Source organism: Qipengyuania aurantiaca, from assembly GCF_019711375.1.
Classification (GTDB): domain Bacteria; phylum Pseudomonadota; class Alphaproteobacteria; order Sphingomonadales; family Sphingomonadaceae; genus Qipengyuania; species Qipengyuania aurantiaca.
Map to the genome: position 1 here is coordinate 1,719,469 of NZ_CP081295.1, position 25,848 is coordinate 1,745,316.

A 25,848-nucleotide genomic window follows, 5' to 3' on the forward strand; every position below is an offset into this window, starting at 1 on the left:
GGGCTCCGGAGAAGCGGACGACGGGAGAAGACGATGTCTGATAGGAAAGCCGAAGACGCGGGCGGCGGCGCCCAGCCGACGCCGCGCGTCTGGCGGATGCCGGATACACTGCTCATCATGTTCACGCTGGCATTGTTGGCATGGGCGGCGACATTCGTCTTCGTTCCCGGACAATTCGAGGTGGCGGGCGATCCGAAGCGCATCGTGCCGGGGAGTTATCAGGCCGCATCGGCGACCATGCCCGCGCCCATAATCGGCAATGAGGAGCGCGCGGGTTTCCTCGACTTCTTTTATGCCGGGCTGGTCACGGGCGATCGCTATTCGCCCACCGTGGGCCTGATGGCCTTCATTATTGTGATCGGAGGCGTGTTCGGCATGATCATGCGGACCGGCGCGATCGATGCAGCGGTGCAGGCTTCGCTGCCCGGCGGCAAGGCGCAAAACGAAACCCTGCTGATGATGCTGTTTTTCGCATTTTCTCTCGGGGGCGCGATCTTCGGCCTGTCGGAGGAAGCCATCGCGCTGACGCTCATCCTCGCGCCGTCGCTGAGCCGCGCAGGCTATGATGCCATTACCGCGCTGCTGGTATGCCTTTGCGCGAGCCAGATCGGTTTCGCGACGAGCTGGATGAACCCGTTCAGCGTGGTGATCGCGCAGAGCATCTCAGGTTTGCCGCCCATGTCTGGGATGGGGCCGCGACTGGCTATCTGGGCAGGCTTCACCCTGCTCGGCGCGCTCTTTACCTGGCGCTATGCCCGCAGCGTCCGCCTCGGGCTGCGCCCGGCTGTCGGGACGCTCGGCGGATCCATCGATGCCCATGCCGGGCAAACCTTGCGCTTCCCTCATCTCCTTGTCCTCGCCACGCTCCTGCTCGGCGTGGCCTGGGTGGCTTGGGGTGTCACCACGCGCGGCTACTACCTTCCCGAGATCGCCGCACAATTCTTCGCAGTGGGCATCGCTACCGCCATCATCGCCCGCTTCGGCAAGCTCGAAGGCGGAGCGACCGGCGAGATGATGGAGGCGTTTCGCGACGGTGCGGCGCAGCTCCTGCCAGCTGCGCTCATTGTCGGTGCCGCGAAAGGCATCATGCTACTTCTGGGAGGGGATTCTCCGACCGGCGCGTCCCTGCTGAATGCGCTTCTGAACGGGCTCGCCGGGCTGACCGCCGCAGTGCCCGACTGGATGACGGCATGGACGATGTATCTCGCGCAGAGCGTCTTCAATTTCGCCGTTTCCTCGGGCTCGGGGCAGGCGAGCATTACCATGCCGATCATGGCGCCGCTCGCCGACCTTTCGGGCGTCACCCGCCAGACGGCCGTTCTGGCATTCCAGCTGGGCGACGGTTTCACCAACCTCGTCGTGCCGACTTCCGCCACGCTGATCGGCTGCCTTGCGGCGGCGCGCGTCTCCTACGGCGATTGGCTCGCGTTTTTCTGGAAACCGATGCTGGCGCTTTTCATACTCGGCAGCGCGGTCATGCTGCTCGCCCACGGCGGAGGCTTCTGATGTTCCTGCGATTGTTAGCGGCCTGCTTCACCCTTGTGGTTGCCGCATGTGCCACGCCGACCTTGCAGGCACAGCCGGGCACGCTGGTCATCGTGGGCGGCGGCCTCGAACCCGACAACGAAGAGGTCTTCAAAGCCTTTCTCGATGTCCGCCCCGCGGATGCCCGAGCCATAGCGATCGTACCGGCCGCATCGGGCGCCCCGAGCCAGGCCGCCAACGATTTTCGTAAGGCACTTATCAACTTCGGCGCCGATCCCGAGAATATCCGGATCGTCGAACTGGCCATGCTCGACGATCCGCAGACCGCCGAAATCGACGAGGCCGAATGGACGGGAGGCGCCAAGGATGCCGCGGAAATCGCGAAGATCGCGGAGGCGGGCGCAATCTGGTTCACCGGCGGAGACCAGTCGCGCCTGACGCAGCTGCTGATCGAAGACGATGGCCGCGAAACGCCTATGCTTGCCGCTATCCGCGAGCGGCTTAACATTGGGGCGGTAGTGGGCGGAACGTCGGCCGGGGCGGCAATCATGAGCGATCCGATGATTACGCAGGGCGATACGCTGGCGGCGCTTCTGCCCGATGCGCCCGGCGAGGCGGTGCGCTTCGACCGTGGGCTGGGTTTCCTTAACAATCTCCTGGTCGACCAGCATTTCGGCGAGCGGGCGAGGCTTGGAAGGCTGGCCGCGCTGCTCACCCACGAGCGCCAGCCGCACCGGATCGGGATCGGCATCGACGAGAATACCGCCATCAAGGTGACTGCAGGGGACACGGAGGCGCTCGTGCTCGGAACAGGCTATGTAACCCTGCTCGATGCGCGCGGCGCCGCGCGGGGAAGCGGCACGCGCTTCGCGGTTCGGGGTATGTCGCTGAGCCTTGCCTCGAGCGGCGACCGGATATCGCTGGCGGATGGCAGGATCGAACCCGCTCCCTTCAAGAAAGCAACTATCGGCAACGAATATTTCGGCCGGGCAACCGTTTCGGGAGGCGGCATGGCGCTTGGCGCGACGTCGCTGGCCGAGGTGGCAGGCGAGGCGCTGCTCGACAATTCGGCCGCCCGTAAGGTCGAGCGCCAGAGTTTCAGCGGCGCCCACGGAGTGACCTACCGCTTCATCCAGACCGATGCCTCGCAGGGCTGGTGGGGGCGTCCTCCCGAAGGCCGCGCAGCCTATGCCCTGTCCGCCGTCCGCTTCGATATCGAACCGCTCGACATAATCATGAAGAAAGCAGAAAACTGATGTCGCACAACTATGTCATAGTCCTGCACGGCGGGGCGGGAGTGAACCCGGATCGGGAGTACGCTCAGGTCGAGGCGCATCTTGCCGGCCTAGTAGACCGCTGCGACGATATGCTGGCCGGGGGGGCAAGCGCGCTCGATATGGTCGAATTCGCCGTCTCCCAGATGGAGAGCAGCGGACTTTATGTCGCGGGCCGCGGGTCGGCACCAAACGACCAAGGCGTCGTCGAATGCGATGCCGCGATCATGGACGGGGCGCGGATGAAGGCCGGGGGCGTCTGTGCGGCAGCCGATATCGCGGAGCCGATCCGGGCCGCGCGCGCCGTACTCGATCATACGCCCTATATTCTTCTGGCCGGGGACGGCGCGAAGGCCTTTGCCCGTGAGCACAATCTCGAAATGGTCGCCGATCCGGCCACCCATTTCGTACTGCCGGTCGGCATCGAAGCCGAGGAAATGCTCCAGCTCGACGAGGGCCTGGCGCATGGCACGGTCGGCGCGGTCGCCCTCGACATGCATGGCGGACTGGCTGCGGCGACGTCGACCGGCGGGCTCTTGGGCAAGCGCGCAGGGCGTGTCGGCGATACCCCGATAACGGGGATCGGCAACTGGGCCGATAGCGAAGTGGCAGTCAGCTGCACCGGGATCGGCGAAGCCTTCATCTATGCCGGAGGTGCCCGCGACCTGGCGGCACGAATGGCCTATGGCGGCGAGAGCCTCGAGCAGGCGGGCGATGCGCTCCTGGCAGCCGTGGCGCGCAACCGCGGAGACGGCGGGCTAATCGCCGTCGACCGCATGGGCAATGTCACCATGCCGTTCAATTCCGCGGGGATGAAGAGAGCTGTCTCTGGGTCGCGGATCGATCGGAGAGTGTCGATACTGTAGGTGGTTACAATCGAAGGCGGCGCGCCGAGTTCTGCTTTTCGCGTGCCGTCAATCGCCAGCGGACATTCTGCTTACCGCCCCAAAGCTGCCGCCAACTGCGTAGGCTAGGCAAAAATGCCAGCGTCGATCGCAGCAACGTATTTTGCGACTTCGGAAGCTTGACACCGTACGATTAGCTGTTTTGCCGTCTTTCCACGGAATCCTGAGAGAGCCCGTGTTTCATACCATTGGAGTGCTAGGTTTCTTGAACCGAACCGCGGTTCGACCAAATCCAGAATGTCTTTTTCTGTCATCATTCTCCCCTTTGCACATCTGATACGCGCCCTTCCTATCGGCGCAAAGTTACTCTTGGGCGGCCGGGTTTGTTTGACCAATTTGGGGCTGGACTGAGCGGGATACCCGCGGATGTTACGGGCGTTCGAGAAAAATTTCCCAATGATTTGAGTGCCCATTTTTGTCGTCTATGGGGCACCACTTTCCTGCTCGCAGTATTTCGATCCGTCGACCGCGCTCGCGCTGGTAAAGCTCATGCTTTGCTTGAAGAGGGCAGCCTTGGGGAATACGGGCGGCTCGATGCTGAATTCGGTTTATCCCGTTCGCGCCCTGCTGCTGGCGATCTTCCTGCTGATGGCGGGCAGCGGCTTTCTGTCGACGCTGCTGGCGGTCCGGCTGGAAGTCGCAGGGGCTTCGGCGGGCGTTATCGGCCTCGTCGCCACCGCCTATTTCGGCGGGCTGATGCTCGGTTCGATGCGGGTCGAGCGCGTGATTGCGCGCATCGGCCATATCCGCGCCTTTGCCGCTTTCGTGACGGTCTATTCGGCGAGCAGCCTGACCTATGCGATCCTCGACAATCCGGGCGTGTGGACCATGCTGCGCTTCATCGACGGCTTTGCGATGGCCGGCGTATTCGTCTGCCTCGAAAGCTGGCTCAACCAGCAGGCCAGCCCGCAGAACCGCAGCGGCGTGCTCGCCTTCTACATGATCGCGCTCTACAGCGGGCAGGCGGCCGGGCAGTTCCTCCTCAACCTCGGCGACAGCGCGCCCGACCTGCCGTTCATGGTTTCGGCAATTCTGCTCTCCATCGCCTTGCTGCCGGTGCTCCTCACCCGGATGGAGCAGCCGCGTATCGATGCCGTGGCGCCGTTCTCACTCAAGCGTCTCTATAAGGTTTCGCCGCTGGGCATCATCGGCACGCTGATTACCGGCGCGATGCTGGGGGCGTTTTACGCGTTGGGCGCGGTCTACATCCAGCGCATCGGGATGGGATTGTCCGAGGTGGCGTTGTTCACCTCCTGCGTCATTGCGGGCGGTGTGGCGCTCCAATACCCGCTCGGCATTCTCTCGGACCGGTTCGACCGGAGGCTCGTGGTCATTGCGTGCTTCCTTGCCGCCGCACTCATCTGCCTGCCGATTGCGCTGGCCGACCTCGGCGCAACGTGGACCATCGGCCTCGGCAGCCTGTTCGGCGGGTTTGCCTTTGCGCTCTATCCCCTGTGCGTGGCCCATTCGAACGACCACTTGTCCGAAGAGGAGCGCATCGGCGCGAGCAGCGGACTGGTGCTGACCTATTCGGCCGGAGCTGTCGCCGGGCCGCTGATCGGTTCGGCGGGCATGGGCGCCTTCGGACCGGCGGGCCTCTTCGCTGTCATAGGTGGGCTAGCGCTCATCGGCGGGCTCTTCGGGATCGGCCGGACCTTCGCGCGCGCCGCCGTACCGGCCGACGACCAGCAGGCCTTCCAGAGCCTGCCCCGCACGACCCCCATGGCCGCCGTCCTCGAAGCCGAGACACCGATCCAGGACGACCACTAACCATAAAACCGCTGCGTCTCTCTTCTATTACACAGGCCCGAATTCTGCGCGTCTTGCTGGTTTTGTTAACGCCTTGTGGTAAAGGGGCTGGTAACGACCTCGGGGAACACGGGGATTATTGGACGGACATGCGGTATATTGCCATCTGCTGCGCGCTTGCGCTTGCGACATCGATTCCGGTCGATGGCGAAGCTCTGCGCGCGCAAGATCCCGCGATCCAGGCCGGCGACGAGCCTAGCCTCCCCGAACCGCAATCGCGCCCGCTCGCCATCGACTTTACGAACGACCCCGTCCTGGGCCTCGGCGAGGCGAAGGCCGATCCCGAAACCTTCCGGACGATCGTCGTGTCCGCGCTGGAACAAAGCCCGACCGAGCGCGAAGGCGAGGCGCGCGAAATCGCCGCCCGCGCCCGCATCGGCGAAGCCCGGAGCGGCTATTTACCCACGATCGACGTCGGCGTGTCGGCCTTCAAGACGATCGAGCGCAACTTCTCGAACGATCCCTTCAACCTGATCGAACGCTCGCGTCCGCGCGAAAGGATCGACTTCACCTTCTCGGTCGCGCAGCCGCTGATCGACTTCGGCCGGACCGACGGGCAGGTTCGCTCCGCCGCGGCCATGCTGCGCGCAGCCGGCTACGAGCGGCAGGCCCGCGCAGGCGAGGTTGCCGGAGACATTGTCGTCACTTGGACGCAGGTTTTCGGGTACCAGGCGCTGGTCCGGCTGATCGAAGGCTTTGTCGCCGCTCAGGACGGGCTGGAAGCGTCTGTCGAAACGCGGATTGAACGCGGCGTTTCGGCAGAGGGTGATCGCGCCCGCGTTGCCAGCCTGCGCTCGCAGGGGCTTGTGCAGCTGGCCCAGGCCCGGCGCCAGCTTGCCAGCGCGGAAGCCCGGTTCGAACAGTTAAGTGGCTTTACCCCGCCCGACCGGCTGCTGCGTCCGCCGGTCCTGTCGGAACTGCGCTACACGCGCGAATACGCGGTCTTCGCGGCGGAAAATTCGCCTGCGGTCCTGAGCGCCGAGGCAGTCGCCGATGCGCGCGGCCAGGAAGCACGTGTGGCCGAAGCCGGCAAATATCCCGAGCTGAGCGCCCGCGTGGACAATGGGCGCTACGGAATTTTCGCGGCCGACACGAACGATTACGACACGCGGGCGACCCTCAATCTCAACTGGCGGATTTTGGGCGGCGGCGTCTGGTCGCGCGCGCGCGCTGCCGATGCCGAAGCGCTGGCAGCCGACGCTGTCGCCGACCGCATCCGCGAAGAGGCGCGCCGGGACGCCGCGATCGCGTGGTCCGACGTGCGGGCGATCGAGGAACAGGTCGCCGCGCTCGAAGCGGCCTACAAGGCGGCGCGTCAATCGCGCGACATCGTCGTCACCCGCTTCGGCGCGCTGCGCGGTACCGTCTTCGATGTCGCCGATGCTCAGAACGCCTATCTCAACGCAGCGAGCGCCTATATCCGCGCGCTGACCGAACTGGACCAGGCACGCTACGTGCTGCTCTTGCGCACCGGGCGTCTGCTCGACGTGCTCGAAATCGAGGAAGAAGAGGTGCCGCTGTGAGCGATATGTCGCTCGTCCAAATCCCGCAGAAACGGATCGCCGACTGGCTCGCCGATCCGATCAAGCGCAACTGGCGGACCTATTCCAAGGTCGCCGTGGCCGCGGTGCTGATCAACCTGTTCGGCCTCGCCAGTGCGCTCTTCACCATGACGGTGTACGACCGCGTCGTGCCCAACGCGGCTTATGGCTCGTTGCTGGCGCTTTCGATCGGCCTCGGCATCATCCTGCTGTTCGACTTCGTCCTCAAGCTGCTGCGCGCCTATTTCGTCGACTTCGCCGGTGCCAAGATCGACGAGGAAATCGGCGAGGACGTGTTTGCGCGCCTCACCGCCATGCGGCTGGAACTGCGACAGGGGTCGACCGGCGCGCTGACCGGCATGATGCGCGAGCTGGAAACCATTCGCGACTTCTTCGCCTCGGCGACACTGGTGGCGGTGGTGGACGTGCCCTTCATCCTCATCACGCTGGCCGTGGTGGCCATGATCGGCGGCTGGGTGGTCGCCGTTCCGGCTGCCATGGTGCCGCTGGTAATCCTCGTCGGCCTCGCCGCGCAGCCTGCGCTGCAACGCATTGCGGCGACGACCATGGGCCAGGGCCTCGCCAAGCAATCGGTGCTGATCGAGACCGTCGGTAGCATCGAGCATGTGAAGGTCGCCGGCGCCGACCGCATGCTCAAGCGTCGCTGGAAAGAGGCAGTTCGCGAGCACGCGCACAGCAATCTGCGCCAGCGCCTGATCTCCTCGGTCGGGACGACCTTCGCCACCAGTGCGGGTATGATAAGCTATGCCGGCGTGGTCATCGTTGGCGTGTTCCTCGTGGCCGACAACGAATTGACACTCGGCGGCCTCATCGCGTGTTCGATCCTCGCGGGTCGCGCCATCGCGCCGCTGGCGCAGATTTCGCAGCTGGTCGGCCGCATCACCGCTACGCGCACAGCCTACCGTCATGTCCGCCAGCTGATGGATCAGCCGGTTGAAGGGCCGGAAAGCGAGCCGCTCGAAATGGGCGCGACCGCTGGCGCCATCGAACTTCGCGGCGTGACCTTCGCCTATCCGGGTGGTTCGGCTCCGGCACTCGACAATGTGAACATGAAGATCGAGCCCGGCCAGAAGGTCGCGCTGCTCGGCCGTGTGGGTTCGGGCAAGTCGACCATCGCGCGTATGATGCTCGGCCTTTACCCGCCGCAGGAAGGCATGGTGCTGGTGGATGGCGTCGACCTTGCCCAGTTCGACCCCTATTCGATGCGCGCCCAGATCGGTTCGGTGCTGCAGGAGCCGGCGCTGTTTTCCGGCTCGATCCGCGAGAACATCGTTCTTGAACGACCCTATATCGACGATGAGGAAATGCTGCGCGCCAGCCGTGTTTCGGGGACCGACCTCTTCGTTTCGCGGATTTCCAACGGCTATGATCTTAAGCTGGTCGACCGCGGTGAAGGGCTTTCGGGAGGGCAGCGCCAGTCGATCGCCATCGCCCGCGCGCTGGCGGGCAAGCCGCGCATCGTGGTGATGGACGAACCGTCGAGCGCGATGGACGCGCAGACCGAGGCCGATCTCATCAACCGTCTCAAGGACGAGCTGAAGGACCGTACGTTGGTCGTGGTGACGCATCGCCAGCCGCTGCTGCAGCTGGTCGACCGCATCATCATCATGGACCGCGGGAAGGTGGTCGCAGACGGGCCGCGTGACGCCGTGCTCAAGAAGCTCGCCGAGGGGAACAAGCAGCCATGAACTCGCTTGCCGAACACCAGGGCGACCAGCCGATCGTGATCGAGGAAGAGCCGCACGAGCGCCACCTCGAGGATTTCGTCGACGATATCGAGCCGGGCAAGGCTTCGAAATTCCTCTTCTGGGGCATCGTCGCCTTCTTCGTGCTCATCATCGGCTGGGCCGCATGGGCCGAGATCGACCGCACAGTGCGCGGCATGGGCCGGGTGATTGCGGCCAGCGAATTGCAGGTCGTCTCCAGCCTCGAAGGGGGCGTTCTTGAGGAAATCCTCGTGCGTCCGGGCGATGAGGTCACGGCGGGCCAGCCCTTGCTGCGCCTCGACCCGACGGAAACCGGCGCGAGCCTCGGCAGCACCGAGGCGACCGCGCAGGCGCTCGACATGAAGGTCGCGCGCCTCACCGCGGAAGTGACGGGACGTTCGCCGCGTTATCCCGCTCCGGCCGATGAAGAAGCCGCGCGCCAGCTCGAAATCGAAAAAGCGCTCTACGCCTCGCGTCAGGCGAACCTGCGCAGCGCCCTATCGGCAGGGCAGGCGCAGTTGCAGCGCTCGCGCCAAAGCGTCGCCGAGGCCGAGGCTGCCATTGCGACACGCCAAAGCCAGCTCACGCGCGCGGAAACCGAGCTTTCGGCGGTTCGCCCGCTGGTCGAGGACGGCATCGAACCGCGTCTAACGCTCACCCGCGCTGAAGCGGAAGCCTCGGGGGCGCGCAGCGATCTTGCCGGCGCGCGCGCTACGCTCGGCCGGGCGCAGGCGCAGGTCGCCGAAGCCGGCGCCAATCTCTCGCGTATCCGGCAGGACTGGCGCGAACAGGCGGCGAGCGAACTGGCAGCAGCGCAAGCGGAATACGAAGCCCGCGCGAGCACGCTGCCCGCCCTGCAAGAGCGGTTCCAGCGCACCACCTTGCGCGCTCCCGTGGGCGGCAAGGTCAGCCGTGTGCTCGTCACGACCCGCGGCAGCGCGGTCAATCCGGGCGAGCCGCTGGTCGAACTGGTCGCGCAGGAAGACAGTCTTCTTGTCGAGGCGCGCGTGTCTCCGCAGGATATCGGCAATGTGCGGATCGGGCAGAAGGCCAAGGTCGGCATTACCGCCTACGACCAGACGGTCTATGGCGCGCTGGAAGGCGAGGTATCGACCATATCGCCGGACTCGATCCAGGACCCGCAATCGGGCGAGATCTACTACCTCGTGCGCGTCACTACGCAGCAGAGCGCGATCCAAGGCCCCAACGGGCAGGAGCTCGCGATCGGCCCCGGCATGATCGCCGATGTCAGCCTGCTCGGCGACAAGCGCACCGTCCTGCAATACATCCTGACCCCGATCACGCGCCTGAGCGAGACGGCGTTCAGGGAGTAAGCCGAGCCGGGCCGCAGAAGTTAATCTCAACGCAAGGCCTGCGCTGTATAGAAACCCGAGGTGGATGCGCCGGAGGGGCTGCATCACCCTCGATAACAATTTGAGTAGGGGTCTGCATGATTGTGGTTGAAGAGGGGTGCGGCTGCTGCACCTGCCGTTCGGACAGCAACGATCTGGTCGCCAAGCACCTGAACCTCGCATCGTTCAGCGAAGCGGCGGTTTTTGCGGCCTCGGTGACGGTGAATGCGGCTGAGGGTGACATTCCGGGTGATGTCACGACGACGGCTACCATCGCGATCGGCGAGAGCGTGACCGGCGAGCTCGAAGTGCTCGGCGATACCGACTGGTTCCGCATTGACCTGGTCGAAGGCCAGACCGTTTCGATCTCACTTTCGGGCAGCGGCGTCAGCCCAGTTTCCGACACGTATTTGCGCATCTTCGGTTCGGGCGGCGGTCTACTTGCAACCAATGACGACGGCGGCGACGGCCTCAATTCGCTGCTGCGGTTCACCGCGAACACGACCGGGACCTATTTCATCGAAGCCGATTCGTGGAATGGCCAGAGCACAGGCGAATACACGCTCACCGTGACCGAAGCGGCGCCCCTCGAAATCTACTCGCTCGACGAGATCGCCGCACAGCTGACCAGCGGCTACTGGGGCGGCGACGAGCGCGCCTATTCCGCGCCAACGATTTTCTACGAGTTCGTTGGCCTCAGCGCGGGCGAGGAAGCGCTTGCCCTGGCTGCCATGCAATACTGGTCCAGCGTTGCCGACATCAAATTCTCGCCGACCTATGACGGCGCCTTTCCAGCCACGCTGACGTTCCAGAACATGGAATCGGGCGCGTGGTCGGAATCTTCGGTTCAATATTGGGACGGCACGATCACCACTTCGATCGTGAACGTCAGCGCCAACTGGTTCGCCCAGAACGGCTCGACGCTGAACAGCTACAGCTACCAGACCTATCTGCACGAGCTCGGCCATGCGCTTGGTCTGGGACATGCCGGCAATTACAACGGCGACGCCAGCTTCGCAACCGACGCGCTCTATCTGAACGACAGCTGGGCGACGACGGTCATGAGCTATTTCGACCAGCGCGATAACAGCTATTTCTCGCAGCAGGGCTTCACCCTCGCCTATATCGGAACGCCGATGCTGGCCGATATCGTGGCGATCCAGAACCTTTATGGGGTGCGCGAAACCCGTACGGGCGATAACACCTACGGGTTCAACGGCGTGGGCATACAGGACGTGTTCGACGCAAACCTCTATCCCAACATCGCATACACGATCTGGGATAGCGGTGGCCACGACACGCTGGATTACAGCGGCTTTACAGCGGACCAGTGGATCGATTTGCGTGCCGAATATTATTCCAACATTGGCGGCAATACGGGCAATGTCGCGATCGCTCGAGGCGTTGTGATCGAGGACGCGAAGGGCGGGCCGGGTGCAGACACCCTCGTTGGAAACGATGTGTCCAATGCTTTATGGGGTCTTGATGGCAACGACAACATAGATGGCGGCGGAGCTTGGGATCTCCTGTGGGGGGGCGAGGGCGACGATTACCTTGTCGGCAACTTTGGAAATGACACCATCCGGGGTGGCATAGGAAACGATACTTTGAGAGGTGGCGCTAGCTGGGACAACCTTTTTGGCGGTCCCGGTAATGATACATTGCATGGCGGTAATGGTCGCGACAAACTTTACGGCGATTCTGGGGACGATACACTCCAAGGCGGCTCAGGCGCCGATTTACTTCGAGGGGCTGGCGGAGCTGATACGCTTTCCGGGGGCGATGGTGACGATTTAATCAAAGGGGAATGGGCGAACGATACTTTACTTGGCGGCAATGGTGATGATGTTATGTTCGGCGGCGACGGCAGCGACCGTCTTGAAGGGGGTAGCGGAAATGATATCCTAACGGGAGGAGCAGGGAACGACGTTTTCGTCTTTGCGGCCTACGGAAGCGGGAATGCCGATATCATCGACGACTTCCAGAGGGGCGATAAGATCGGCCTTGATCGCAATCAATCTTTCGGGGCGATTGATACGCTCGGCGCGCTTGATCGGTCGACTCTCGTTTACGGAACCGAAGCGAAAGATGCTGATGATCGCATTATTTACCAGTGGTCGACCGGAAAGCTGTTCTACGATCCCGATGGTGTCGGCGGCGTTGATGCCGTTCTTTTCGCTCAGCTTGAGCCTCGAACAGACATTAGCCCCCAGTCTTTCCTAGCTTTCGGCGAAGCTGCGCCGCCAACCGATGCGCTGAACGCGGCGGATCCGATTTTTGCCTGATTCTCGCGCGCCCATTGATGGGCGCGCTGCGTTTAGACCTAGGCAGTGCTACCTTCGAAAGGAATGCATGCGATCCACTTTCTTACTCGCCCTATGCTTCGAATGCCGATTGCATTTGCTGTGGCTAGCCTGCCGATAGGCGCCGCAATCGCGCAAGATAGTGACAATCCTCCGTCTAGGGAGATGTCGACCGAACCTGCGATCATCGTTACCGGCTCCGCTCTTGAGAATACACTCTCGAAGCCTGTTTATGCGATGCGATCGCTCGATCAGGCCGCCTTAACGAAAACGCCTTCGGGCAGAATAGAAGATGCGCTCGCATCGGTTGCCGGCTTCCAGCAATTCCGCCGGTCGGACAGCCGGTCCTCCAATCCCAGCGCGCAGGGAGCCACGCTGCGCGCACTCGGCGGAAACGCCACCAGCCGGGCGCTCGTTTTGCTCGACGGCGTACCGATGGCCGACCCCTTTTTCGGCTATATACCTTTTTCCGCGATAGCTCCCGAACGGTTGTCGAGCGCGCAGGTCACGCGCGGAGGCGGGGCCGGTCCTTTCGGCGCCGGAGCCCTGGCCGGCACGATAGAGCTGTCGAGCGCGTCAGCCGACGAGCTTGGTCCTTTCGGCGCGCAGGTCTACGCCAACGATCGCGGTGGTACCGAGAGCGGAGCGCACTTGGCGGGCAATCTTGGCGCCGGTTTCGCTATCCTTTCGGGACGCTGGGATCGTGGGCCCGGCTTTTATACGACACCCGTGGCAGACCGCGTAGACGCAAGCGCCCGCGCCGCTTACGACAGCTGGTCTTTGCAGGCTCGCGGTGTCGCCCCACTGGCCCCAAATATCGAGTTGCAGGCCCGGGGACTGATCTACGACGATCGCCGGACCTTGCGATTTGACGGGGCGGACAGTTCGAGCACCGGCCAGGACGCCAGCCTGCGGCTTATCGCGCGTGGGGATTGGCAGGTCGATGCGCTGGCCTATGTGCAGGCGCGCAACTTTACCAATGTGGTCGTCAGTTCGACCCGCTTCGTGCCGGTCCTCGACCAGCGCAGCACGCCTTCGACCGGACTGGGCGGCAAGATCGAAATCCGACCACCCTTGGGCGAACGCCACATCCTGCGTGCGGGCGCGGACTTCCGCCGTAGCGAGGGCGATTTGTCCGAGGTGGCGCTGAGCGCCTTTACCGGGGCTGTGCGCGAGCGTCGCAGCGCCGGCGGCACGAACACCGACCTCGGTCTTTTCGTGGAGCAGGATTTCCTCGCCGGGCCGCTGACGCTCACCGCCGGCGCGCGCTTGGATCGCTTTACTATTCGGGACGGTTATTACGAAGCGCGCGATCCCGATGGCGGCCTTGTCGAGCGTAACCGTTTCGAGGACCGCAGCGGCTGGGAAAGCAGTTTCCGCGGCGGCGCGGCTTATGATGTCGGCGGCGGTCTTTCGTTGCGAGCCGCGGCCTACATGGGGCTACGCCTGCCAACGCTCAACGAACTCTACCGCCCCTTTGTCGTCTTCCCGGTGACGACGCAGGCCAACGCCGCCTTGCGCAACGAACAGCTTGAAGGCTTTGAAGCGGGCGTGGATTTCGCTCCTCGCGAAGGCGTGGAATTATCCGTCACGGGCTTCGACAACCGCGTGAGGGACGCCATCGCGAACGTGACGCTCGATCCCGTTACCCGGCAGCGGCAGAATATCGAAGCGATCCACGCTCGCGGAATCGAGGCTGCCACGCGCCTCGAGTCCGGAGGATGGCGGTTCGACGGATCGCTGTCCTATACCGATGCCGAGGCGCGCGAAGACGGCGCGGCTTTCGACGGGAACCGTCCCGCCCAGACCCCGGCATGGGCGGGTTCGGCCAGCCTGCGATACGCTTTTTCCGAAGGTGCGCTGGCCGGAGTGACGCTGCGCCATGTCGGGAGGCAGTTCGAAGACGACTTGCAAAGCGATATCCTGCCCGCCTTCACCACGCTCGGTGCCTATGCCGAGGTGCCGCTCACCCGGCGGCTGTCGCTCGTCCTGCGCGGCGAAAACCTGACCGATGAGACGATCGTCACACGTAACCAGGCAGGTTCGATCGACCTTGGCGTGCCGCGCACGGTCTGGTTCGGCGTGAAGGTCAGTGGGCGCTAGGTGCGCTTCCCTCATCAATCACCCGCACCACTTCCGCCGCAAGCTCGGCTGCAGCCCGAGCGAATACCGCGCCCGTTCCTCGTGATTTGATTCAAGGGAAAATGGCGGAGACGGAGGGATTCGAACCCTCGATACCCGTTACCAGGTATGGCTCCTTAGCAGGGAGCTGGTTTCAGCCACTCACCCACGTCTCCGCATCGCTGGCCATCGGCTGCGAGGGGCGCGCTATAGCCAGCACTTGGGCACCCTTCAAGGAAGAAATCGGGCGCTTTCCAATTCAGTCCACCGAGCGCCCCTGAGACTCGTTTCGGCGCGTTTCGGATTCGGTTCATCGCCCTTTCATTGCGCGGGTGCTCGAATGGGATTCTGTTTGCGGTGCAGCGCCCTGCGCGCCTGCCCCCGACGCCGGACAAAGGGATCGAAATGAACACCGTCACCAAACTCGCAAGCACCCTGATGGCTGCCTTCTCGCTGGCCGCGACCCCGCTCGTCGCGCAGGTCCAAAGCGTCGACCCCGACGCGGCCTGGGACGCGCCGATCGATGGCGATCTGGAACAGCCGGGCGGCAGCGAGCTTCCCCCGGTGGACGAGAGCGCCGCACCGGCCGCCGAAAGCGAGCCGGGTTACGGCTGGGAGGCCGAGGCGCAGGCTGAAACGCAACCGCAGTGGAACGAGACCGAAGCCGAGGCGGACGTCGCGACTGGCGAGACGGCGGAAGTCGCCGCCGCCGATGCCTCTTCCACCACCTATCGCGAGGACGATCTCATCGGTGCGGCCGAAGGCGTGTTCGGCAAGGGCGCGGAAGGCGTCGCCAAGATGATCCGCAAGCTCCTCAAGGACCAGGGCGAGCCAAACGGCTATATCGTGGGCCGCGAGGCAGGCGGGGCTTTCATCGTCGGCGCGCGCTACGGTTCGGGCACGCTGTTCCACAAGATAGAGGGCGAAATGCCCGTCTACTGGACCGGCCCCTCGGTTGGCTTCGACGCGGGCGCGAATGCGGGCAGCACCTTCGTCCTCGTCTACAACCTTTACGACACCGAGGAGCTCTACGAACGCTTCCCCGCCGCCGAAGGCACGGCGTATGCGGTGGGCGGCCTTAACGCGAGCTATGTGCGCAAGGGCGATGTCGTGCTGATCCCGATCCGCGTCGGCGCGGGCCTGCGCCTCGGCGTCAACGCGGGCTACATGAAGTTCTCCAAGAAGCAGAAGTGGCTGCCGTTCTAGTCCGGCATACGAAAACAAGCGCCATTTGAGGGGCCGCAACCGCGATTGAGGTTGCGGCCTTTCGCATATCTGCGCAAAGAGCGAGCCATGCTCGACACACTCTCCGCACAAGCGCCCGACGCCCTTCTCGCCCTGATCAAGATGCACGCGGCCGACAGCCGCGACGACAAGATCGACCTCGGTGTCGGCGTCTATCGCACCAATGAGGGCGCGACCCCGGTCTTCCGCGCGATCAAGCAGGCGGAGCGCAAGCTGCTCGACGTGCAGGATAGCAAGAGCTACCTCGGCCCCGAAGGCGACGGCGGCTTCGTGAAGGCGCTGATGCCCTATATCTTCGGCGAAGGCTCGCCGCTCGCGTCGCGGATCGAAGGCATGCAGACCCCGGGCGGTACGGGCGCGGTCCGCCTTGCCGTCGCGCTGGCCGTGAAGGCCGGTGTGAAGCGCATCTTCCTCGGCGTGCCTAGCTGGCCCAACCACGCCCAGATCCTCGAGGATGTCGGGGTGGAGGTCGTCACGTTCAACCACGCGAGCGAGGATGGCACGGCCGATCTCGCCGCCGTGCTCGGCGCCATCCGCGATGCCAAGGGCGACGGGGCAGTGCTGCTGCACGGCTGCTGCCACAACCCGACCGGCATCGACTACACGGACACGCAATGGGCCGCGATTGCCGATGCGTTCGCCGAAACCGGCCTGCTGCCGATCCTCGACATCGCCTACCAGGGCCTGGGGCAGGGCATGGAAGAAGACGTCGCCGGCGTGCGCGCCGTGCTCGCCAAGGTGCCCGAGGCGCTGATCGCCTATAGCTGCGACAAGAACTTCGGCCTCTATCGCGACCGTGTGGGCGCCTTCTACATGATGGCGCGCGAGGAGGGGCAGCTTGCCGCCATCGCCTCCAACGCCAACGCGCTGGCCCGCGCCAACTGGTCCATGCCGCCCGATCACGGCGGCGCGGCGGTGCGCCTGCTGCTGGAAGACGAGGGCATGACCTCGACCTGGCTCGAAGAACTGGACGAGATGCGCACCCGCATGCGCCGCGTCCGCGATCGTCTGGGTGCGGCCGACAACGAGGTACCGGGCCTTGGCCTTGCCGCGCTTGCGGAACAGAACGGCCTCTTCGCCATGCTGCCGCTCACCAAGGACCAGATCGCGTCCCTGCGCGAGGACCACGCGATCTACATGGCCGGTTCGGGCCGCATCAACGTGGCGGGCTTGCACGCGGGCAATATCGACAAGTTCATCGCCGCCTTGGGTGATGTGACCAAGGGCTGACCGGGTATGACGCTCGACGGGCAACCCGTGCTGGAGACCGAGCGGCTGCACCTGCGCCCGCTTACCGGGGAGGACCGCGAGGCGCTTTACGCCATCGCGTCCGACCCTGCCGTGTGGGAACAGCACCCCATTCACGACCGCTGGCGGCGCGAGGTCTTCGACGCCTTCTTCGACGAAAGCCTCGGCTCGGGCGGAGGGCTGACCGTGGTGCGCAAGAGCGACTCTGCAATCGTCGGCCACTCGCGCTACGGCGAGGTCGAGCTGGACGAGGAAGGCGACGTGATCGAGATCGGCTGGACCTTCCTTGCGCCCATGTGCTGGGGCAAGGGCCTCAACCACGAGATGAAGAGCGCCATGCTCGGCCATGCCTTCGCGGCGGCCGACGTGGTCGAGTTCCGCGTCGGCGACACCAACTACCGCTCGCGCAACGCGCTGGAAGCCATCGGCGCGGTGCGCACCGAACGCTACGAACTGGAGCGCTACCAGGGCAAGCGCGTGGTGCATCTGGTGTACGCCATCACCCGCGAGGCGTTCGAGAACGGCCCGCTTGCGTGATGTAGGACCGAAGTAGGACTGCCGCAGGGCAGCGCTACAGGATGGAGCGGGTGGAGCACGGTCTTGGGGAAGAAAATCCCCCGAGGTAAAGCCGACCCGCGGGCGCGCAAACTCAGGTCGTGAACGGTCCCGGTTCATCCGTAAGGATGTGGCAAAACATCGCAGGGTAGGAAACGTCAGCTATTGGGTGGAAAGCGGAATCTGCAAAGGATTATGGCTGCTGACCGACAGTCAATCGAATTGCTCCCACTCTTCGTCCTCAAGCCTTTGGGCTTCAGCATTGGAACGCCTCAGGGCGATGCCACACAAATGCCATGCCGAGTAGATTAAGCCTGTCATCATTATCGAGCCAAGCACGAACAACAACGGAATGCCTATCGGCGATCCAGGTTCGACCACGAATATCGGAAGGATGCAGAGCATCCACCAAAAGCCCACCCGGCGGATCGCTCCGTACCCATGCCTAGTGTATGCATCTTCTAGGTATGATCGGTATTTCCTCAACAATCCCATACATCGCTTCTTACAATCATTGCGTCAGGGTAATTTCTGCAGAAGAACCGCAACGTCCGCAATCCGGTCGTTAGTCGCCACTACCCCGCCAAGCTCTGCATCCGCTTCAGATACCGCGCCAGCACGTCGATCTCGAGATTGACGCTGTCGCCTTCCGCCAGATCGCCCAGCGTCGTCACTTCGGCGGTGTGGGGAATGATGTTGAGCGCGAAGTCGCAGGTGCCGTCGGTGCGGTCGCGCACGTTGTTTACGGTCAGCGAGACGCCGTCGACGGTAATCGAGCCTTTTTCCGCCACGAAGGGGGCGAAGGCGCGGCTGATGCGGATGGCGAAGTGCCAGGAGCCGCCCTCTTCGCGTTTGGAGACGACCTCGCCCACCGTGTCGACATGGCCGGTGACGAGGTGGCCGCCCAGCTCGTCGCCGAGGCGCAGGGCAGGTTCGAGGTTCAGCTTGCGGCCCTGCTCCCACATGCCCGGCACGGTGCGGCTGACGGTCTCGCCCGAAACATCGAAGCCGATGCGCGCGTCGCCCTTCGTGCCGCCCAGCGTCACCACGGTCAGGCACACGCCCGAGCAGGCGATCGAGGCGCCGATGTCGATGGCGTCGGGATCGAACGGACAGGCGACCACCACGCGCGTATCGCCGCGTTGCTCGACGCTTTCGATGGTGCCGATGGCGGTGACGATGCCGGTGAACATCAGGCCGTGAACCCATGGGCCGCGCTATCGAGGCAGCGCAATGGCGAACATATCGGGCCGGAAGGCGCGCCGGTAAGGCTCATTGCCATTCCAAGCGTCTTGCGGTTCGAGATGGAAGCCATTTCGCTGTCCCTACGGGATTTGGCCAAAATAGCCCATCCCGGCGTCCAAAAATCTTGAAATATTGACATATTCCTGCGCTTTTTCTCCTTGGGCTGAGCTATTTTGACTCAAACCTCGATGGCGCGGCCCATGGGTTCACGGCCTACGCCTCCTGTCTGGTGCGGCGATAGGCGGTGTAGGTGTCGCTGCCAAGCTGCCGGGTCTCGGCCAGTACCCAGCGGCCATGCGCCTCGGCAAGGCTGCCGAGCCCGATATCGCCAAGCGCCGGCGCGCCGTTGCCGATCAGGATGGGCGCGCGGTAGATTTCAAGCCGGTCGACGAGATCGGCTTCCAGAAAGCTCGCAGCCGCGCCCGCGCCGCCTTCGACATAGAGGTATTGCACGCCCTCGAGCTGCGCGATCTGGGTGGGATCGTTGATGACTTTCACCCCGTCGGGCGGGACGCCGCGGGAGAGGAGGACGCGCGCCGGGCTGCGCTCCTCCAGCCCCACAAGCCGCACATCGAGGCCCGGCTTGTCCTGCCGCCAGGTGCCGCCGCCCACGAGGATCGCGTCGCTCATCGCGCGGCGCGAATGGACATGGGCGCGCGCTTCCTCGCCGGTGATCCACTGGCTCGACCCGTCGGCCATGGCGATGCAGCCGTCGAGCGAAAGGGCGAGCTTCAGCGTGACATGGGGCCGCCCGAGATGCGCGCGGATGAGATAGCCCGCAAGGCTCGCTTCGACGGCGGGCGTAGTGGCTTGCGAGACTTCGATCCCGGCGCGGCGCAGCCGTTCGAGTCCCTCGCCCGAAGTGCGCGGATCGGGATCGAGCGCGCCGACCACCACGCGCGCAACCCCCGCCTCGACCAGCAGGTCGCTGCAGGCCGGACCGCGTGTCGAGCGATGGGCGCATGGTTCGAGGGTTACGTATGCGGTGGCTCGGCGCGCCGCGTTGCCCGCCTGTTCGAGTGCGACCGCCTCGGCATGGGGCCGCCCGCCTTCTTGCGTCCAACCGCGCGCGATCACTTGGCCTTCTTTCACGAGGACACAGCCTACCGCCGGATTGGGCCGGGCAAGCGGCCGCCCGCGCGAGGCAAGCCGCGCGGCCGCGTCCAGCCAGCGCGTGTCACTCGCCGTCGGGATCAATCTGCTCGCCCGAATTGCCGTCGCGACCCCCGAAAAGGCCTTCGAGCCGCTCGCGCTCGGCCTGTTCTTCGGCAGCGCGTTCGGCCTCGGCTTCGGCCTCCATCGCGTCGACATCGACGCCGGTGGCCGCGCCGATCGCCTTGTAGATATCGCGGCGGCGCTGCTCGATCCGTTCGCGCTCGGCTTGCCGCTCTTCCTTGAGGGCCTGGTTCTCGAGATTGGACTGACGAATTTCCTCGTCGGTCCGGCCTTCGGCGAAGGTGGTGATATAGGTCACCTGCGGCACTTCGGGCGGGTAGTAATATTCTTCCTTGGTCAGCCAGAAGAACAGCGTGCCCGTCATAAGGAAGGACGCTGCCAGGATCGGCCAGCGGTGGGGCGTTGGCTTCTTCCACTCGTTCCAGAAATCGGCAATGCCGCCGGCGGCGTTGAACCTCGATCGAATGCGCATGACGGTTACTTAATACGCCGCGGCGATGAACGCTAGCCGAAGCTGGCGTAGAGCGAGCGCCCGTGCTGCGAGAGCCAGCGGTTTGCCGCTTCGATATCGTCCTCGTAGATCGAGCCGAGCAGGGCATGGAAGGCGGGCGAATGGTCGAAATGGACCAAGTGCGCGACTTCGTGCGCGACGACAGAGCGGCGGATTGTGTCGGGGGCCTGCACGAGCCGCCAGTTCAACCGCAGCACACCCTCGCTCGAACAACTCCCCCAGCGGCGCTTGGCGCGGGTCAGGCGGACGGGAGCCACGGGCAGGGAGGCACGCGCGCAATAAAACCCGGCATCCTCCTCGAACAGGACAAGCGCTTGCGCCTCCAGCCAGCGCGACAGTCGCGTGCCGAGCGTGTCCTCGGGTCCGCCGATGCGCAGCTCGGTTTCGGACAGAGCGGGTTTGCGCGGCGCCTCCGCGCTCCAGTCCACCGACAAGCGGCGTCCGCGATAGTCGAGCGCGCGTTCGGCGGCCGGATCGCGCGGCTGCGGAACCTTTGCTACCTGCTGCGCTAGCCATTCGGCGCGGGCATGGGCGAAGGCGATGGCCTCCTTCGAGGCGCACCAGCGCGGCAGGGTAATCCGCACCGCGCTGCCGTCAGGCGCGAGCCGCAGGGTCAGGCGCTTGGCGGTCGGGTGGCGGCGCAGTTCGATCGGCAGGAGGCGGCCGGCGATCTCGATCTCGGGTTCGAGATGCGCGTCGCGAAGCCATTCGATCATGCCGCGTCTTCCTCCCGCTCCTCTTCGCCGTCAGCCCACTCGACGATATGGTGTTCGAGCGGACCGGCCTCGTCCTCGCTGATCACGCGGCCTGCCACCGATACTCCGGCTGCGATCACCGCCTCGCGATCGCCCGTCAGCAGGTAATGCCAGCGGGGCAGGGGCCGGTCGTCGGCGCGGCGGCGATAGGCGCAGGTGTCAGGCAGCCACGGCACACGGTCGACCAACTTGAGGGTCAGGCGCAGGCAATCGGGGACGAAGGCCTTGCGGTTCGCATAGTCCTTGCAGCGCGCGGTCTGGCAATCGAGCAGCGTGCAGGCGACATTGGTCTCTTCGATCTCGCCCGTGTCTTCATATTCGACCTTGTGCAGGCAGCAGCGTCCGCAGCCATCGCACAGCGCTTCCCATTCCTGCCGGTTGAGATCGGCCAGCGGCCTCTCCCAGAAGCGATCCCTCAGCGCACCCATTTCGCCAGTTCCGCGGCCACCGCTTCGGGCCCTTCATCGGTCGGCAGGGTCGCTAGCGGCTCGCCCTCGGGTCCGAAGAGATAGGTGATGTTGGAATGCTCCATGAGATAGCCGCCACCGGGCGAATCCTCGCCCCGGCCATAGAAGACGGCAAAGGCGGCGGCGGCAGCGTCGAGCTGTTCCTTGGTCCCGGTCATCCCGATGAGGCGCGGGTGGAAGGCGTCGGTGAATTCGGTCAGCACTTCGGGCGTATCGCGCTCGGGATCGACGCTGACGAACAGCGGCTGGATCCTGGCGCCCGCTTCCGGGTTCTCCTCTTCGAACCGCTTGAGACCCGCCATTGCGCGCTGGTTGTCGGTCGGGCAGACATCGGGGCAATAGGCGTAGCCGAAGTAGATCGTGCGATATCGCCCGTCGTAATCGGACCAGCTGACCTCTTCACCGTCCTCGCCCACAAGCGTGAAATCCCCGCCGAGCGCCGCGCCTTCGAGCGGCGGCCCTTCCGCAGGCGGCGGCGTTTCGCTGGAACAGGCGGCCAGAAAGAGGAAGGCGGGGAGGCTTGCGGACTTGAAGGACATGACAGCACGGTTCATGGTCTGCTAACGGCGCGCATTCAAGGGTGCGCCCCTCAGGAAATTGCGAATAATCGAGCGGAGTAGAGTGTCAGTGCGCAGCGGATTCAAACAGGGTGTCGTCGTTGCAGGAACGGTGTTGGCCATGCTGGCGAGCCCGCTCGCCGCGCAGTTCCAGACCGATGGCTACAAGTTCATCAAGGCGGTGCGCGACCGGGACGGTACGGTGGCCACCCAGATGCTCGATGAGCCGGGCAACACCATCGTCAACGCGCGCGAGATCGGCACCGGCGAAACCGCGCTGCACGCCGTGGTCCAGCGGCGCGACCTGACCTGGGTGAAGTTCCTGCTGCAACGCGGCGCCAATCCCAACATCGCCGACAAGAACGGCGTGTATCCGATCCAGATCGCCGCGCAGCTCGGCTTCATCGAAGGCGTCGAGCGACTGATCAAGGGCGGGGCGAATGTCGACGTGTCCGATGCAACGGGCGAGACCCCGCTGATCAGCGCCGTCCACCGCCGCGACCTCAAAATGATCGAAATGCTGGTCGAGCAGGGCGCCAGCCCCGACCGGGCCGACAATTCGGGCCGCTCGGCACGTGACTACGCCACGCTGATGGGCGCGCGCTCGGGCACGCTCGACGCGATCGAGAAGGGCGAAACCTCGGACGAGGGCGAAGCCGAAACCTACGGCCCGAGCTGATGGACGATACCGCTCCCGACATCGCCGACCTGACGCTCGACGAACTGCGCCTCGCGCTCGCCCCGGCCATTGCCGATGCCGCCGTGTTCGACGGCTGGAGCGACGAGGCGCTCACCATGGCGGCCGAGCAGATGGGCGCCGATCTCGACGTGGCGCGGCTCGCCTTCAAGGGCGGCGCGATCGACATGGTCTTCGCCTGGATCGAAGCGGTCGATATGGCCATGGCCGCCGCCTTCCCGGAAGAGGTCATGGCGGCGATGAAGATCCGCGAGCGTATCCGCGCGCTGGTCCAGTTCCGCCTCGACGCGGTGGCGGGGCAGGAAGAGGCGCTGCGCCGCGCGCTGGCCATCATGGCCATGCCGCAAAACGTCGTGCGCTCGACCAAGCGCGGCTGGCAGACCGCCGACGTCATGTGGCGGCTCGCGGGCGATACGGCGACCGACTACAACCACTATACAAAGCGCGCGATCCTCGCCTCGATCTACGGCGCGACGCTGGCGGTGTTCGCCGACGATACGAGCGAGGACAAGGCCGAGACCCGCGCCTTCCTCGACCGCCGGATCGAAGGCGTGATGCAGTTCGAGAAGGTCAAGGCCAAGTGGCTGAACCCCGATCGCGAGAGTTTCAGCGTCACCCGCTTCCTCGGCCGCCTGCGCTATCCGGCGCGCTGAAACGCTATTGATAACCAGTTGCAATTAGCGCCGCGCTCTGACAGGGCGGGGCGCATGACTTTGGACGGTTTCGACAGCGGGCGAAATGCGCGCATTACCGGCGTGGACTGGGCTTCCCTGGCCGAGGATGAAGGCAAGCGCCTCAAGGCGCTCGGCGTAGACGAGGGGGCGGAAGTGGCCATCGTCCACCGCGGCGTTTTCGGGACCCGCGATCCCATCGCCATGCGTCTCGGCAACATGACCATCGCCATCCGCCGCGCCCATGCGCGGGCGATCAGCGTGGAGGCCGCATGAGCCGGAAACGCACCGCCGCCCTCGTCGGCAATCCCAATTCGGGCAAGTCGGCGCTGTTCAACGCGCTCACCGGCGCGCGCCAGAAGATCGCCAATTACGCCGGCGTCACCGTGGAGCGCAAGGCGGGGCGCATGACCCTGCCGAATGGCGAGCCGGTCGAACTGCTCGACCTGCCCGGCTCCTACAGCTTCGACGCGGCCAGCCCGGACGAAGCCGTCACCCGCGACGTGGTGAAGGGCACGTTCGAAGGCGAGGCCGTGCCCGACGTGCTGGTCATCGTGATCGACGCGGCCAATCTCGAGCAGCATCTCGTCTTCGCGCAGGAAGTGCTCGAACTCGGGCGGCCCACCGTGGTCGCGCTCAACATGGTCGATCTTGCCGAGCGCGACGGGCTGACGCTCGATCCGCAGGCGCTGTCCGAATCGCTCGGCGTGCCGGTCATCCCGACCGTTGCGGTGCGCCGTCGCGGGATCAACGAACTCAACGCCGCCATCGCCGAGGCCGAGACCCATGCGGACGAGGAAGCGCACCGCCGCTGGCACCTGACGCTGCCGGAGCGTCGCCTGTCGGCCAAGCACATGGCCAAGGGCGCGATCCTGTCGAAATCGACCCGCCACACGATCGAGAACGGGGTCGACAAGATCCTGCTCAACCCGTGGCTCGGCCCGGTCATCCTGTTTGGCTTACTGTTCGTCATCTTCCAGGCGGTCTTCGCCTGGGCGACGCCGTTTGCCGATGCGCTGGAAGGCGGGGTGGGCGTGATCTCGCAAGGCGTCACCGAGACTATGGCGCCCGGCCTCTTCCGCGATTTCCTGACCGAAGGCGTGCTCGCCGGTGTCGGTTCGGTCGTCGTCTTCCTGCCGCAGATTGTCATCCTCTTCGCCTTCATCCTCGTGATGGAAGCGAGCGGTTACATGGCGCGCGCGGCCTTCCTGATGGACCGGCTGATGGCGGGCGTGGGCCTGTCGGGCAAAAGCTTCATCCCGCTGCTCTCCAGCTTCGCCTGCGCCATTCCCGGCATCATGGCGACGCGCAGCATCTCCGATCCCAAGGACCGGCTGACCACGATCCTGATCGCCCCGCTTATGACCTGTTCGGCGCGCCTGCCGGTCTATGCCGTGATCATCGCCGCCGTCATTCCGCAGACGAGCGTGGGGCCGGGCGTGGGCCTGCAGGGCCTCGTCCTCTTCGCGCTTTATGTCGCGGGCATCGTCGGCGCGATGGTGGTCGCGCTGGTTCTGCGGCGCACGGTGACCAAGGGCGCGGCTTCGGGCTTCATCATGGAACTGCCGCGGTACCAGCTGCCACGAATCAAGGACCTCGCCATCGGCCTGTGGCAGCGCGCCTGGGTCTTCCTGCGCCGCGCGGGCACGATCATCTTCGTCGCGACCATCGCGCTGTGGGTGCTGCTGTCCTTCCCCAAGGCCGAGCCGGGCGAAAGCCAGCTCGACGCGAGCTATGCCGGTGCGGTGGCCGACACCATCCACCCGGTGCTGGAACCGGTCGGTTTCAACCGCGAAATGAGCCTTGCGCTGGTCCCCGCCATCGCCGCGCGCGAAGTGGCCGTCTCCGCCCTTGCCACGACTTACGCCGTGGATGCCGAGGACGAGGATCTCGCGGCACAAGGCGTGACCGCCAAGATCGCCGCCCTGTGGAGCCTGCCCACCGCGCTCGCCTTCCTCGCGTGGTTCGTCTTCGCCCCGCAATGCCTCTCGACCATCGCGGTCGCCCGGCGCGAGACGAACGGATGGAAATGGCCCATCGTCATGGTGGTCTATCTCTTCGCGCTGGCGTGGATCGCGGCCGGGGCGACGTACTGGATCGCGGTAAGCCTCGGGCTTTAGGTCCGCTCCGGTGGAAACGGTGCCCGCAACCCTAGAACCGACTCGCGAGGGCCGTTAGGTCCGTCCGCAACACATTCGAAAAGG

At 64.8% G+C, this 25,848-nt stretch carries 22 protein-coding genes and 1 tRNA gene; 16 read left to right on the forward strand and 7 right to left on the reverse strand.

Translation table 11 applies throughout. The features are described 5' to 3' along the window. Positions 1-33 precede the first annotated feature (33 nt). The 9 genes from yfcC (at position 34) to K3148_RS08400 (ending at position 14,499) form a co-directional block, all read left to right on the forward strand. Positions 34-1,506 carry a putative basic amino acid antiporter YfcC gene (gene yfcC / locus K3148_RS08360; protein ID WP_221424382.1) on the forward strand — a complete coding sequence of 491 codons (1,473 nt, stop codon included), beginning with the start codon at positions 34-36 and terminating at the stop codon, positions 1,504-1,506. Next, positions 1,506-2,741 carry a cyanophycinase gene (locus K3148_RS08365; RefSeq protein ID WP_221424383.1) on the forward strand — a complete coding sequence of 412 codons (1,236 nt, stop codon included), beginning with the start codon at positions 1,506-1,508 and terminating at the stop codon, positions 2,739-2,741. The genes yfcC and K3148_RS08365 overlap by 1 nt, the downstream gene beginning before the upstream one ends. After that, positions 2,741-3,625: an isoaspartyl peptidase/L-asparaginase family protein gene (locus K3148_RS08370; RefSeq protein WP_221424384.1), complete on the forward strand. Its 885-nt coding sequence runs from the start codon at positions 2,741-2,743 to the stop codon at positions 3,623-3,625. Before K3148_RS08365 ends, K3148_RS08370 begins: the two co-directional genes overlap by 1 nt. Before the next feature lie 573 nt (positions 3,626-4,198). Further along, the gene (locus K3148_RS08375; RefSeq protein ID WP_221424385.1) at positions 4,199-5,434 is read left to right on the forward strand and encodes an MFS transporter; all 1,236 of its coding nucleotides are present in this window, start codon (positions 4,199-4,201) and stop codon (positions 5,432-5,434) included. A 128-nt stretch (positions 5,435-5,562) separates the two neighbouring features. Further along, the gene (locus tag K3148_RS08380; RefSeq protein WP_221424386.1) at positions 5,563-6,996 is read left to right on the forward strand and encodes a TolC family protein; all 1,434 of its coding nucleotides are present in this window, start codon (positions 5,563-5,565) and stop codon (positions 6,994-6,996) included. A 5-nt stretch (positions 6,997-7,001) separates the two neighbouring features. Next, positions 7,002-8,723 (forward strand): type I secretion system permease/ATPase, encoded by a 1,722-nt coding sequence (locus tag K3148_RS08385; RefSeq protein ID WP_221426663.1) that lies wholly within the window; start codon positions 7,002-7,004, stop codon positions 8,721-8,723. Continuing rightward, complete coding sequence (locus K3148_RS08390) at positions 8,720-10,075, forward strand: HlyD family type I secretion periplasmic adaptor subunit (protein WP_221424387.1); 1,356 nt, start codon at positions 8,720-8,722, stop codon at positions 10,073-10,075. The genes K3148_RS08385 and K3148_RS08390 overlap by 4 nt, the downstream gene beginning before the upstream one ends. 116 nt (positions 10,076-10,191) lie before the next feature. Beyond that, a complete protein-coding gene (locus K3148_RS08395) occupies positions 10,192-12,378 on the forward strand; it encodes a M10 family metallopeptidase C-terminal domain-containing protein (protein WP_221424388.1) in 2,187 nt (728 codons plus the stop codon). Positions 12,379-12,480: 102 nt separating this feature from the next. Next, positions 12,481-14,499, forward strand: coding sequence for a TonB-dependent receptor plug domain-containing protein (locus K3148_RS08400; RefSeq protein WP_221424389.1), 2,019 nt, complete (start codon positions 12,481-12,483; stop codon positions 14,497-14,499). A 102-nt stretch (positions 14,500-14,601) separates the two neighbouring features. Here K3148_RS08400 and K3148_RS08405 read toward each other — a convergent pair. Then, positions 14,602-14,693 (reverse strand) — tRNA-Ser (locus K3148_RS08405). Between the two features lie 229 nt (positions 14,694-14,922). Here K3148_RS08405 and K3148_RS08410 point away from each other — a divergent pair. The 3 genes from K3148_RS08410 (at position 14,923) to K3148_RS08420 (ending at position 17,547) form a co-directional block, all read left to right on the forward strand. After that, positions 14,923-15,723: a DUF1134 domain-containing protein gene (locus tag K3148_RS08410; protein WP_247711523.1), complete on the forward strand. Its 801-nt coding sequence runs from the start codon at positions 14,923-14,925 to the stop codon at positions 15,721-15,723. Between the two features lie 87 nt (positions 15,724-15,810). Then, on the forward strand, positions 15,811-16,992 hold the full coding sequence (locus K3148_RS08415; RefSeq protein WP_221424391.1) for an amino acid aminotransferase: 1,182 nt from the start codon (positions 15,811-15,813) through the stop codon (positions 16,990-16,992). Between the two features lie 6 nt (positions 16,993-16,998). Continuing rightward, positions 16,999-17,547, forward strand: coding sequence for a GNAT family N-acetyltransferase (locus K3148_RS08420; protein ID WP_221424392.1), 549 nt, complete (start codon positions 16,999-17,001; stop codon positions 17,545-17,547). Positions 17,548-18,140: 593 nt separating this feature from the next. On the opposite strand, the gene K3148_RS08425 is transcribed toward K3148_RS08420, so the two are convergent. The 6 genes from K3148_RS08425 to K3148_RS08450 form a co-directional block, all read right to left on the reverse strand. After that, positions 18,141-18,758: a riboflavin synthase gene (locus K3148_RS08425; protein WP_221424393.1), complete on the reverse strand. Its 618-nt coding sequence runs from the start codon at positions 18,756-18,758 to the stop codon at positions 18,141-18,143. Between the two features lie 265 nt (positions 18,759-19,023). Then, positions 19,024-20,007: a bifunctional diaminohydroxyphosphoribosylaminopyrimidine deaminase/5-amino-6-(5-phosphoribosylamino)uracil reductase RibD gene (gene ribD, locus K3148_RS08430; RefSeq protein ID WP_221424394.1), complete on the reverse strand. Its 984-nt coding sequence runs from the start codon at positions 20,005-20,007 to the stop codon at positions 19,024-19,026. Next, on the reverse strand, positions 19,988-20,458 hold the full coding sequence (locus K3148_RS08435) for a hypothetical protein (RefSeq protein ID WP_221424395.1): 471 nt from the start codon (positions 20,456-20,458) through the stop codon (positions 19,988-19,990). Before K3148_RS08435 ends, ribD begins: the two co-directional genes overlap by 20 nt. Before the next feature lie 32 nt (positions 20,459-20,490). Continuing rightward, positions 20,491-21,213: a M48 family metallopeptidase gene (locus K3148_RS08440; protein ID WP_221424396.1), complete on the reverse strand. Its 723-nt coding sequence runs from the start codon at positions 21,211-21,213 to the stop codon at positions 20,491-20,493. Further along, positions 21,210-21,680, reverse strand: a complete 471-nt coding sequence (locus tag K3148_RS08445) for a YcgN family cysteine cluster protein (RefSeq protein ID WP_221424397.1) — start codon at positions 21,678-21,680, stop codon at positions 21,210-21,212. The genes K3148_RS08440 and K3148_RS08445 overlap by 4 nt, the downstream gene beginning before the upstream one ends. Beyond that, a complete protein-coding gene (locus tag K3148_RS08450) occupies positions 21,668-22,258 on the reverse strand; it encodes an SCO family protein (RefSeq protein ID WP_345719525.1) in 591 nt (196 codons plus the stop codon). The genes K3148_RS08445 and K3148_RS08450 overlap by 13 nt, the downstream gene beginning before the upstream one ends. Positions 22,259-22,340: 82 nt before the next feature. On the opposite strand from K3148_RS08450, the gene K3148_RS08455 reads away from it, so the two are divergent. From K3148_RS08455 to feoB, 4 genes are read left to right on the forward strand one after another with little or no spacing between them, the layout of a single operon-like run. Further along, positions 22,341-22,955, forward strand: coding sequence for an ankyrin repeat domain-containing protein (locus tag K3148_RS08455; RefSeq protein WP_247711524.1), 615 nt, complete (start codon positions 22,341-22,343; stop codon positions 22,953-22,955). Beyond that, a complete protein-coding gene (locus K3148_RS08460) occupies positions 22,955-23,626 on the forward strand; it encodes a COQ9 family protein (protein WP_221424399.1) in 672 nt (223 codons plus the stop codon). The genes K3148_RS08455 and K3148_RS08460 overlap by 1 nt, the downstream gene beginning before the upstream one ends. Positions 23,627-23,680: 54 nt before the next feature. Beyond that, positions 23,681-23,920, forward strand: coding sequence for a FeoA family protein (locus K3148_RS08465; protein WP_221424400.1), 240 nt, complete (start codon positions 23,681-23,683; stop codon positions 23,918-23,920). Then, positions 23,917-25,764, forward strand: a complete 1,848-nt coding sequence (gene feoB, locus K3148_RS08470) for a ferrous iron transporter B (RefSeq protein WP_221424401.1) — start codon at positions 23,917-23,919, stop codon at positions 25,762-25,764. Before K3148_RS08465 ends, feoB begins: the two co-directional genes overlap by 4 nt. The last annotated feature ends 84 nt before the right edge of the window (positions 25,765-25,848 follow it).